At 67.9% G+C, this 11,500-nt stretch carries 7 protein-coding genes; 5 read left to right on the top strand and 2 right to left on the bottom strand.

Features of this window, described 5'->3' with window-relative positions; all coding sequences use genetic code 11:
• On the top strand, positions 1 to 1,353 hold a 1,353-nt coding region (locus tag U9978_RS22565; protein ID WP_416211104.1), incomplete at its 5' end, for a glycogen debranching protein.
• A gap of 40 nt (positions 1,354 to 1,393) precedes the next feature.
• On the opposite strand, the gene U9978_RS22560 is transcribed toward U9978_RS22565, so the two are convergent.
• A complete protein-coding gene (locus tag U9978_RS22560; protein WP_322763155.1) occupies positions 1,394 to 7,414 on the bottom strand; it encodes a pentapeptide repeat-containing protein in 6,021 nt (2,006 codons plus the stop codon).
• 158 nt (positions 7,415 to 7,572) lie between these two features.
• Between U9978_RS22560 and U9978_RS22555 the strand changes: the two genes are divergently transcribed.
• The 4 genes from U9978_RS22555 (at position 7,573) to U9978_RS22540 (ending at position 9,306) form a co-directional block, all read left to right on the top strand.
• Positions 7,573 to 7,836 (top strand): hypothetical protein, encoded by a 264-nt coding sequence (locus tag U9978_RS22555; protein ID WP_322763154.1) that lies wholly within the window; start codon positions 7,573 to 7,575, stop codon positions 7,834 to 7,836.
• A complete protein-coding gene (locus tag U9978_RS22550) occupies positions 7,833 to 8,258 on the top strand; it encodes a type II toxin-antitoxin system VapC family toxin (RefSeq protein ID WP_322763153.1) in 426 nt (141 codons plus the stop codon). The genes U9978_RS22555 and U9978_RS22550 overlap by 4 nt, the downstream gene beginning before the upstream one ends.
• Before the next feature lies 1 nt (position 8,259).
• On the top strand, positions 8,260 to 8,460 hold the full coding sequence (locus U9978_RS22545) for a hypothetical protein (protein ID WP_322763152.1): 201 nt from the start codon (positions 8,260 to 8,262) through the stop codon (positions 8,458 to 8,460).
• 234 nt (positions 8,461 to 8,694) lie between these two features.
• Entirely contained in the window at positions 8,695 to 9,306 is a 612-nt protein-coding gene (locus tag U9978_RS22540) for a TIGR03086 family metal-binding protein (RefSeq protein ID WP_322763151.1), read from the top strand.
• 93 nt (positions 9,307 to 9,399) lie between these two features.
• Here U9978_RS22540 and U9978_RS22535 read toward each other — a convergent pair whose 3' ends face one another.
• Entirely contained in the window at positions 9,400 to 10,821 is a 1,422-nt protein-coding gene (locus U9978_RS22535) for an ImmA/IrrE family metallo-endopeptidase (protein ID WP_322763150.1), read from the bottom strand.
• Positions 10,822 to 11,500 lie beyond the last annotated feature (679 nt).

The following is an 11,500-nucleotide window of genomic DNA, read 5'->3' as shown; positions in this document are numbered from 1 at the left end:
GCCGGGCTGGAAGTGCTGCTCGACGTCGTTTTCAACCACACCGCCGAGGGCAACGAGAACGGTCCGACGCTGTGCTATCGCGGTCTGGACAACGCCGCCTACTATCGGCTCGTCCCCGGGCAGCGGCGTTTCTACTACGACACCACCGGCACCGGAAACACGCTCGATCTCGCGCATCCCGCGGCGCTGCGCCTGGTCCTGGACGCGTTGCGGTACTGGGTGGTGGCGATGGGCGTCGACGGTTTCCGTTTCGACCTCGCCGCGTCCCTGTCCCGCGACGAGAACGCCGGGTGGGATGTGTACTCGGCGTTCCTCGACGCGATCGCGCAGGATCCGGTGCTGACCGCGGTGAAACTGGTCGCCGAGCCGTGGGACACCGGCGTCGACGGCTATGACGTCGGCCGTTTCCCGGCAGGCTGGTCGGAATGGAACGGCCGCTACCGTGACGACATTCGCGATTTCTGGCGCGGTGTTGAGGGAACGGTTCCGGCGCTGGCCACGAGGCTGGCCGGCAGCTCCGACCTGTACCCGACCCGCGGCCCGGTGGCCAGCATCAACTTCATTACCTGCCACGATGGTTTCACGCTGCGCGACCTGACGTCGTTCAACGCCAAGCACAACGACCCCAACGGTGAGGGGAACCGCGACGGCACCGACGACAACAGGTCCTGGAACTGCGGCGCAGAGGGCGACACCGACGACTCGGCCGTCCTGGCGTTGCGCGCCCGCCAGCAACGCAATCTGCTCACCACGCTTTTGGTCAGCGAAGGCGTGCCGATGCTCTCCCACGGCGACGAACTCGGCCGCACCCAGCGCGGCAACAACAACGCCTACTGCCAGGACAACGACATCTCCTGGATGGACTGGGCCGCCGCCGCCGGCCACCCCGACCACTCGGACCAGCCCGACCACCCGGACCACCCGGACCGCGCCGATCTCATCGCCTTCACGGCCGGCCTGATCCGGCTACGCCGCGAGCATCCGGTGCTGCGTGCCCGCCGATTCCCGACCAGCGTCTCGTCCGCGGCCGGCGGCGGCGTGGCGGAGACCTGGTTGCGCCCGGACGGGCAGCCCATGACCGACGGCGACTGGCAGGCGACGTTCGCTCATGCCCTCGCCGCCCACCTGCGCGGCGGTAATGATGCCGGCGACGACGCCGGCGATGGTGCCGGCGAGCTGCTGGTGGCCTTCAACGCCTACTGGGAGCCGGTGACCTTCACCCTGCCCGGGACGGGCTGGGGGCTCGTGCTGGACACCACCGCCCCCGACCCGCCGCAGCCCACCGCCACCAGCCCGACCGGCCCCACCATCGACGTCGGCCCACGCAGCGTCGTCATCCTCAGCCGCTCCTGACAGGCTGGGCCCGCGGGTCGAGCGGTGCGCCCTTCGTGCGTCAGCCGCCTGGTAGGACCAGCGGCGCGTCCGCCGGGACGCGCCGGACGGTCGGGTCGTAGCCGTCCAGCTCGCCGGGCTCGAAGCGGACGTTCCCGATCACCCACCAGAAAGAGCCGTCCGGTTCACCGACGAGTTTGTACGAACCGTCCGGAAGCAGGAGCGCCCACCCGTCCCGAACGCCGATCAAAGTCGCGATCGATCGGCCGGTGGCGGTGTCCCACAGCCGGACCGTGGCATCGTCCGACCCGGATGCGATCATGGTGCAGTCGGGGGAAAATTCCACCGACCGCACCGTGCTGGTGTGGCCGGTGAGGGTGCGCAGTTCGGCGCCGGTGGTGGTGTCCGACAGCCGAACCGTGCGATCGCTCGATCCGGAGGCGATCATGGTGCCGTCCGGGGAGAATGCCACCGACCACACCGGGCTGGTGTGACCAGTAAGGGTGTGGATCTGTTGGCCGGTGGCGGTGTTCCAGAGCCGGACCGTGCGATCGTCTCCCCCGGAGGCGATCATGGTGCCGTCCGGGGAGAACCCCACCGACCACACCGGGCTGGTGTGACCAGGCAGGATGCGGATCTGTCGGCCGGTGGCGGTGTTCCAGAGCCGGACCGTGTGGTCGTCCGATCCGGACGCGATCATGGTGCCGTCCGGGGAGAAGCGCACCGACCACACCCGGTCGGTGTGGCCGGTCATCTCCGCGATCAGCTGGTTGGTGGCGGTGTCCCACAGCCGGACCTTGTGATCGCTCGATCCGGACGCGATCATGGCGCCGTCCGGGGAGAACCGCACTGACCACACCCGGCTGGCTTGGCCGGGCAGGGTCCGGATCTGTTGGCCGGTGGCGGTGTCCCACAGTCGGATCTTGCCGTCGTCTCCCCCGGAGGCGATCATGGTGCCGTCCGGGGAGAATGCCATTGACCACAACCGTTTGGTGGGGGCGATCATAAGCGCGGTCTGGTGGCCGGTGGTGGTGTCACAGAGCCGGACCGCGCGATCGCCCGATCCGGTGGTGAGCATGGTGCCGTCCGGGGAGAATCCCACCGACCACACCCGGTCGCTGTGGCCGGTCAGGATGCGGATCTGTTGGTTGGCGGTGGTGTCCCACAGTCGGACCGTGTGGTCCTCAGACCCGGAGGCGATCATGGTGCCGTCCGGGGAGAATGCCACTGACCACACCGGGCTGGTGTGACCAGTAAGGGTGCGGATCTGTTGGCCGGTGGCGGTGTTCCACAGTCGGACCATGTGGTCGTCCGATCCGGAGGCGATCATGGTGCCGTCCGGGGAGAACCCCACCGCCCGCACCGGTTTGGTGCGGGCGGTGGGGGCAAAGCGCTGGCCGTCAGGCTCGGTGTCGTCCCATATGCTGCCCACCACCTTCGGGTTGGTGAGGCCGGTCAGGGTGTGTAGGAGTTGGCCGGTGGCGGTGTTCCACAGTCGGACCTTGCCGTCGTCCGATCCAGAGGCGATCATGGTGCTGTCCGGGGAAAATGCCACCGACCACACCGGGCTGCCGATGCCGATCAGGGTGCGCAGCTCCCCACCGGTGGCGGTGTCCCACAGTCGGACTGTGCGGTCGTCTCCTCCGGAGGCGAGCATGGTGTCGTTCGGGGAGAACGACACCGACCACACCGGACTGCCGTGGCCGGTCATCTCCGCGATCTGCTGGCCGGTAGCGGTGTCCCACAGTCGGACCCTGCCGTCGTCCGATCCGGAGGCGATCATGGCGCCGTCCGGGGAGAATCCCACCGACCGCACCCGGCCGGTGTGACCGGTCAGGGTGTGCAGCTCCCCGCCGGTGGCGGTGTTCCACAGTCGGATCTTGTGATCGCTCGACCCGGAGACGATCATGGTGCCGTCCGGGGAGAACCCCACCGACCGGACCCGGCCGGTGTGCCCGGTCAGGGTGCGGATCTGTTGGCCGGTGGCGGTGTCCCACAGTCGGACCGTGCGGTCGTCCCCTCCAGATGCGATCATGGTGCCGTCCGGGGAGAACGCCACTGCATTCTCTGGCGAGGCAGGCGACCGCAGCATCGCCTGCGCGGGGTCTCGACCGGCGACCGCCGCTGCGGCCAACTCGGGCGCGTCTCGGGCGGCGCCGAGCCGCCCACCGAGAACCGCCGCCCGTGACCACCGGCTTTCCGTCAGGACCGCGCCGGTCAGGTCCGTGTCGACGAAGCGGGCACCGTGCAGGTCCGCTCTGGTCAGGTCCGCTCCGGTGAGTTCGGTGCCGGTCACCCTCGCCTGCTTCATCGACGCGCCGGCCAGGTCGAGCCCGGGCAGCATCCCGCCGATGATCTGGATGCCGTCGAGGGCTGCCTTGCGGGCCATTACCCGCTCCGCGCTGACGTCGCGAACCGTCGCTCCGGTCAGTTTCGTTCCGGTCAGGTCCGCGCCGGACAGCGCGGTCCCCGCCAGAGAGGCCCCGGTGAGGATGGCGCCGCGTAGGTCGGCGCCGCGCAGGTCGGCGTGGTCGAGGCGGGCGTCGGTGAGGTTCGCCCGGCGCAGGTCGGCATCGCGCAGGTCCCGGCCGGCGAGATCGTGGCCGGCGAGATCGGTACCGGCGAACTTCGCCCCGGTCCGTAGCGGGATGTTCAGCCGCCGTGCGACTACCAGCGCGTTCGCCTTTGCCACCGCGGGCGCGTTCGGATCGTCGACGGTGTTCTGGGCCCAGCGGGCCGCCTCGGTCCGGTCGGCCAGATCGGCGAAGAAGTCGGCCATCAGCTCCGACATCTCCCGTGCCGCGAGCAGGTCATCGGCATGGCCGGCATGGCCAGCATGGCCGGTCGGCGCTGTGAGTCGGCGGGCGATGTCGGCCGCGACCAGATACTCCATCACCGACCGGTGGATGAAGGAGAACCTCCCGTCGGCATCGCGGCGCAGTGCCGTACCCGAACCGAGCAGCAGGGCGGTCTCGGCCGGGGTAAGACCCCGGGGGTCGCGCATCGACTGGAGCACCCCGGCGGCGATCTCGGTCAGCCTGGCCAGGTCGATGAAGGCGACACCGTCGCGCCACAGCGTCACGGCGAGCTCGGTGACGGCGGCGTTCCGTTCCTCGACCGTCATCTCCGGTGACCGGTCGCACTCGTAGACCAGCCACTGACCGAGGAGTTCCCGGTACAGGTCCGCCGCGGTGACCGTACCGCCACGCTGGCGCGCCGCGCGCAGCCGGTCCTCCTCCAGATCGGCGATGAACGACAGCAGTCGCGGGTTACGTGCCAGGTCGGGGAGGTCCCGCACGTGCTGGATCAGGTCCAGCCGGGCTGTCGCCCGTTGTTCCGCTTCTACGCGGCGGGCATCGGTGTCGGGGAATGCCGTCGACAGTGCCCGTGTGAAGCGGCCGACGAGGAAGTCATCGATCTGTTCGGGGGTGAACTCCGCCAGCCGGACGATGAACCGGCCAAGCGTCCGCTCGACCCTTTCGCCGGTCACCGTCAGCACGTCGTCGTCGGTGAGGAAGAACTCGGCCCGGCTTGTCACGACGATTTTTGCCCGGCTGGTGGCCGCCGCCCGGCTGTCGGGGTCGGCCCGGTTGTCGAGGGCAGCCAGCAGGGTGCCGAGGCGCGCGACTGCGCGCTGGTAGGTGACGCGGGTGGCGAGTTCGTCGAAACCATCGAAGATCAGTACGAGGCGGCCCTGGGCGAGCATGTAGCGGAAGGCGTCGAGGTCTGGCCGGCGGACCTGGGAGTCCACCAGATGCTGGGCGATGAGCCGGTCGAGCTCGATGGATTTCTCCAGCTGCCGCAGCTCGATCAGCATCGGGTCCACATGTGGCAGGTGGCGGGGTAACGCCAGGGCGAGTTCATGCGCGAGAAAGGTCTTGCCGTGGCCGGAGTCGCCGAGCACGAGGATGAACCGGGCTTCGTCGGTGGTGAGCCACTCAACGATCTGCTCGAGGGCGGGGCCGGTTGCGGGGGCCGTGCCGGTGCCGGAGCCGGTGGTGCGGTCGATTCGGCGGATGTGCTGTGGCACGTACAGTTCGGGTGGATAGTCCGCGTCTGCGCGCAGCCGGGCCGTCTGCCGGTCGACGTAGCCGCGCAGGTCCAGCACGCCCTGGTATTCGAGCATGCTCAGCAGCCGTACACCCAGCCGCTCGGCGTCGGCGACCAGCTCGGGCGTGGCCGGTGTCGCGCCGGTGTGGACAAGGTCGGTGAACAGGCCAGGGAAGGCGGCCAGGTACGGCGCCCGGACTGTCGTGGCGAACTCGTCGACTGCCGCCGCGTCCACCGTGCCCTCGACCAGACCGATGACCCGCTGTTCCACCACTTTGCCCTCGGCCCGCCGCACCCGCAGGTGGGCGGGCCGCTCGCCGGACGCGTCGATCCGCTTGACCGTTGCGTCCGGGTGGCGCAGGCGGGCCACCTCCGCGATCTCGTCCAGCGTGTCGGGTGGCAGGGGCGGCTGGTCCGATATATCACCGTTGTCCCCGGGTGAGGTCGGAAATGCCGCGTGCACCGAGTGGAACGTGTGCGGTGTGCGTATCGACCGGGAGTTACCGGCTGGGTCGATACGCAGGTCTCCCGTCCAGCGGGTGAAGCTGTCCCGGTCGATGCGGAGAAGCTGATACTGGTTGAGTATCTCGGGCAGGCGGGCCTGCGCGTCGACCGCGGCGCTGCCTGTGGAGGCCACCGGCAGCCCGGATGATGGTAGCCAGCTGACCCGACCGTCATCGGTGTGGCCGTGGAGCAGCAGGTTGAGGTGGGGGCCGAGGATGCGGTCGAGGTCGTCCGCGTCGCGGAGGTTCTCGTCGTCCGAGGTGGCGCTCCTGATCGGGTTGTGGTGCACGGCGCCGATCCGTAGCCAGCCGTCCCGCTCGTAGCGGCGCAGCCCGTCGGCGACGGTGTGGAGTTGGTGTTCCCCGAGCCAGCCGTAGTGCTCTTCGTGGGTTTCGGCCATCGTCGAGTTCAACCCGGCCACGACGACTTTGTGGTCGGGGATCTCGATCAGGGACCATTCCGCGCCGACGGCGAAGCCGATCACGGCATTGGTGCCGTAGAACCGCCCGAGCAGGGTGTCGAAGAAGCCCCACTTCGGCCAGTACGGCGGGAGGGGAGTCTCGTCGGCCGCTTCGCACTGCAGAAAATAGGCCTGGCAGAGCAGCCGGTTGACGTCGTGGTTGCCGGGAATGAGCACGAACCGGTTCCGGTCGAGTTTCAGGCTCTCCGCCAGCGCGATGAGGAAATCGTATGCCTGGTCGAACTCGCCCTTCGCGCCAGTCTCGGTCAGGTCGCCCGTGATCACAACGAGGTCCGGCCGTAAGCCGTCGAATTCGGCGCGGTCTCGCAGATCGTCGTGCAGCCGCCCGAACAGGGACGAGCGGGCGCGGTCTGCCTCGGTGAGTCCGGCCCGGCCGAACACGTGGTGGGCCCCGAACTGGGTGTCGGAGATGTGCAGGACCGTGATGGCCGTGGTTGCGGACACGGCTGCGGACACGGCTGCGGCTGGCACGGTGACCGCGCTGACAGGTCCGGGGAAATTCGGTTGGCCCGCACCGTGCGTAGCTCGGCCGTCCGGGCCTGGGAACTGCGGGGCGACGGTGGGTTTCGCGCGGCCTTTGACGGAAGCGGTGATTCCCGCGAGCAGCGTGTCGGAGGCGGCTGCTTCGTCGCGGCCGACCAGATTGATGGAGTTGATGGTGGCCAGCAGCCCGGTGGGCTTGCACTGTGCGACAACCACCGGCACGATCCGGCGCTTGAGCCCCTCGGGGTCGTCCGGCCAGATCGCCAGCCACTCGGCGTTGCCGTACCGGGAGTCCTTCAGATATGTGGGGGACAGGACGGGCACCACCCGGGCCGAGACCGGCAGCGCGAGGTGCATGCTGGTTGCCCAGTTCGTGCCCGGAACGAGGTCCCATGCCTGCACGAACACGCGCGCGGGCCGCTCGCTGAACCGCACGCGCGCCTCGAGCTGCCACGCGATCCACTGTGCCCAGGCCGCGTCCGCGCCGGTGTAGCTGACGAAGAAGTCGTAGCGAACGTCGTTGTCCGAACGCGTCGTGTCAGATACCCCGCCCCCATCACCCATGAGCCAAGAATGTCACGATCCGCGCCCAGCACGGTCGTCGGGCGTGCCCGGTGCTCGACGTCCAGCGTTCGGCCGGTCGCCTTTCCGTCCGGCCTTCCCGTCCAGCGCGTTGGTGCGGTCAACCATCCAATGGGAATACCGGAGGTAGCATAAGGAGCATGGGCGAGCCTACCCAGAAGTACTCGATCACAATGCCCCGGGATGTCGCGGAGGCGGCCCGCGCCCGTGGCGGTCCCTCGGGCCTGTCCGCATACGTTGCCGCGGCCGTTGCGCGCCAGATCGAACGCGACAACCTCAACGACCTGATCGCGGTCGCGGAGGCCGAACACGGGCCGATCACCGATGAGGAGATCCAGGCCAGACGCGACGCGTTGCTGCGCGCTCGCGAGCAGCAGCGCAGCTCCGGCCCGAGCGCGGCATGACCCGTACGCCCGCCGTTGCGGGCGGCACCCTGGTTCTGGACAGCGACGGACTCGCCAAAGCCGTACAGCGCGACCGAGACGTCACATCCTGGCTCGCGCTGGCCCGCGCCGACGACATGCGTGTGATCACCAGTGCGGCGACGTTGGTCGAAGTGGTGCACCCGCGCATCAGGCGCCCGGCTCTGGAATGGACCCTGTCCCGCATCGTCGTCGAGCCTGTCACCGAGGAGATCGCCCGCCACGCGGCGGCTCTCCTCGGTGATGCGGGTCTGCACGGTCACAAGTACGCGATCGATGCCATGCTCTGCGCCACCGCACTTGCCGGTGCCGGCCCCGGCCGCGGCCCCGTTACCGTGCTCACCGCGGACCCTGGCGATCTCATGGCGTTCTGCGGTAGCCGGGTTACTCTCACCAAGATCTGAGATGGTCCAAGCCGGCGAAGATATGATCATCAACCTTGACGGCCGGCCGGTCGCCCGCCTCACCGCTGTGGGCCGCCGTCCCCAGTTCATCATCCGCCAGGAGTTCGTGCGCCGGTTCCTGTCTCGACAGGCCGATCCCGAACTCCGGGCCGACCTCGACGAGCTGGCCGCGGACACAACCGACGATCTGCCGCCGCTGTGACTGCGGCAGGGCTTGCCGCCACCGCGCTCGCTCTCGACGTTCCGGTGGTCAGTCAGGATGGTGACTACGCGGACGTGCCGGACCTGAGCGTGATCCGCGTCTGACGATCGCTCCCATTGACAATCCGCTTCAGTAACCAACTACCCGGCCATGGGTTAGGGCCATGAGTTTAGGGTGGGCAGGGTGACACCAACAGCTTCTGACACGCCAGGTCAAGCGACGTCAGGTCAAACGGTGGCAGGTCAGGCGACGGGCGCCCCGGACGCCGATGACGGCGCGACGCTGGAGGGCGTGCTGGCCGGGGCGCGGGCGCTGATCGCGGCTGTTGCGACCGATGCCCTGCAACGGCCGACCCCGTGCCCGAACTTCGACGTTCAGGCGCTGGTCGAGCACATGGTGAGCTGGTTGCGGATGTTCGATGCCGGTTTTGCCGGACGTTCGGGAGTGGATCCGAAAACGCTTGGGCCGGGTCCCGAGCCCGCCACGGACTTCGCGGACGCGGCCACCAGCGTGCTGCGGCATTGGCGCGCCGGCGGGCCGCAAGCCATGGTCGCGCTCACCGGACCCCCCACGCCGGGTCCCGTCGTCTACCGGATGATGGTCGGCGAGTACGTGGTGCACGGGTGGGACCTGGCGGTGGCCACCGGCCAACCGCTGCCGTTCAGCGCCGAACACGCGGAGTTCGCATTGGCGGCGCTGCGCGACATGCTCCAACCCCAGTACCGCGGCGGCGCCTTCGGCCCGGAAGTCGGGGTATCGGCGGATGCCGCCGCCGTCGACCGGCTGGTTGCCTTCACCGGCCGCGACCCGCGCTGGATGCCGCCGGGTCACCCTGTCGAGCGGTAGCCCGGATCGGGGTCACCGGAAATCCGCAGCGACCGCAGGAGATGCCGGCATCCTGTTTCGGCCAGATCGTCGCGCCGTTCCGAAAACGACAAGCTAATAGATGGTCAGGCCCAGCTTGCGTAACAGTTCGTCGCGCTGGTTTTCGTCCATAAGGGTGAGATTGTAGAGGTGCTCGATTGCCGCACGGTTGCTGACGTGCAGGCGAGACGCCACCGTCCGGACCCCGTTCGGGTCGCTGATGGGGTCGGGGGAGTCTGCCACGGCAGTCGCCACCAGGTGTGGAGGCATCAGGAACATGGCTGCGAACGCGTTCGCGCGCTGCTCGATTCCCCGGGGTGCCCAGGGGCCGCTCGCAATTGCCAGGCGGCGCCCTTGCGCCCGATCATAAAGAATATGGCAGAGTTCGTGTGCCAGGGTGAACCGCACGGCTGCGTGGTTGTCCGCATAGAAAGAGCTGCCGTTGACGACGACCGTCGGCCTGTGCTGTGGACCAACAATGCTGCAGGCCCGTATAGTTGGATCATCGAGCCCGCGGTCCAATCGGGCAATCTCGAGATCCTGAAAAAGGTGCTCGACGTCGATCCAGTCACCTGTGACGTGAAGTTTCTGGTGAAGCGACTCGGCGAGGTCGTAGCCCTGTTCCCAAGGGGTGACGGCAGCTCCAAGTGATTCTTGTGTAGTCAGCTCTTTCAAGTACTCCGATTCGACGTCCGAGGCACTGTGCTGATCGATGAGAACCTGTGCGAGTGTCCGTACGTCGGCTTCTGAGACCGTCGGCGACACGGCGCCGAACAAAAGGGCTGCCTGGCATGAACCCGCTATGACCAGCGGAGTGTCGTCCGTCGCCAGCGCAGCGTGCACAGCTTCGTCCCGTCGTTGGTCCCCCAGCGTCCCCAGTGCCCCCAGCACTGCTGACCAGGTGGACCTGATGTCCTCCTCGGTAGTTCGGCCGAGAAGTCGTTTCGACATGGGAGGTGCGGTTGCCAGGCCGGCGAGCCATCGCAGCCGGATATCGTGTTGCGCTGGAACAGTCAGATCGCCGATCTTGGCCTGTAGTATCGCCAGGCGTTCGCTACCCGGGATGGTGTTCCCCAGATACGCCACAGCTGCGGCAAGGACCTCGTGGAGCGGGCCGGCGACTTCTTCCGGTATCAGCAGGGATCTGCCCGCGGTAGCGCTGAACTGGAAGCCTTCGGGGGCGCCGGCGAGGCCCTCCTCCGCCCAGCTGATCTCTATGTGGTCACGCAGGCGGCGAAACAGCACGTTCGGAAACAGCCCGCCGGCCCGAGCCGTTCGTACCGCATGGCGCCCGCGCCACTCGAACCATTCTTGCTCCCAGACGATGGTCGCCGCTTCGCCGGCGAGCTCAGGAGCATTCCGTGTTGCCTCGAGCGAGGAGACGGCAGAATCACCCGCGTTGCGGTTTGGCGGACGTTCCTCGTGGAGCAGGGGGTTCCATGAATCAACGAGCCATTCCAGGAAGGGTAGGAGATACCAGTGAACGCTCTGCAGCATTTCACCTTGATCGATGTGTGTGCAGATATTCTGATCTTGGACCCACAGCTGAAGGGATCCCCATGACGCCGATTCTTCCGGGCCGGCCGCACGGCCTTCGTCAGGATCGGGAATAAAACCGAGCCGCACGGCAAATACGTCTGTGCTCCCGGTGAATCGCTCCCACTTGAGAGTCACCGTTCCCGCCGCCTCTTCGCTCGGCGAACCGTCCGGCGATCGACTTTTCCAGCCGCTACCCGGTCCCCTACCAGCAAAGGGGGAACCTCGTCCCAGTCGACAGGATATCCGTGCCATGCGTTGCGTTGAGCGTCGTGCTGTTGCGCGCAGTACGGGCGGGCGCCATCGGTTGCATACCTCTTCTGGCCGTACAGGTCGCTTGTCGCGAGGAGAGCCTCCCCGGCGGCATCCCGAGGACAGATTGACCCATGCCGACCGGGAACGGGCACCGGTTTGTGTTTGGGATTGGGCTCGTACAGCAGAGGCTGTAGCTTTGCGGCAACGCCCTGTTCATCCATGCTCCGCCTCCCTTCTGCTGGGGTCTGCCCGGTTGATCTTCGTGTCCCAGTCCCACTCCTTGATCCACGCCCCTGTCGGCGGGCGCTCTCAGCCGAGAATGACACACGAGACTGCAGGAGAGCGGCGCCCGCGCAGGGGCGTGGATCAAGGAGTGGGACTGGGA

The organism is Protofrankia sp. Cr2 (assembly GCF_963555885.1).
Taxonomy (GTDB): domain Bacteria; phylum Actinomycetota; class Actinomycetes; order Frankiales; family Frankiaceae; genus Protofrankia.
This window is presented reverse-complemented; position numbering and strand designations above follow the sequence as displayed.

What these genes read in the sequence shown, in the direction of transcription:
- U9978_RS22560 (WP_322763155.1), bottom strand. Translation starts at nt 7,414, where the DNA reads ATGGGTGATGGGGGCGGGGTATCTGACACGACGCGTTCGGACAACGAC.
- U9978_RS22555 (WP_322763154.1), top strand. Translation starts at nt 7,573, where the DNA reads ATGGGCGAGCCTACCCAGAAGTACTCGATCACAATGCCCCGGGATGTC.
- U9978_RS22550 (WP_322763153.1), top strand. Translation starts at nt 7,833, where the DNA reads ATGACCCGTACGCCCGCCGTTGCGGGCGGCACCCTGGTTCTGGACAGC.
- U9978_RS22545 (WP_322763152.1), top strand. Translation starts at nt 8,260, where the DNA reads ATGGTCCAAGCCGGCGAAGATATGATCATCAACCTTGACGGCCGGCCG.
- U9978_RS22535 (WP_322763150.1), bottom strand. Translation starts at nt 10,821, where the DNA reads ATGCTGCAGAGCGTTCACTGGTATCTCCTACCCTTCCTGGAATGGCTC.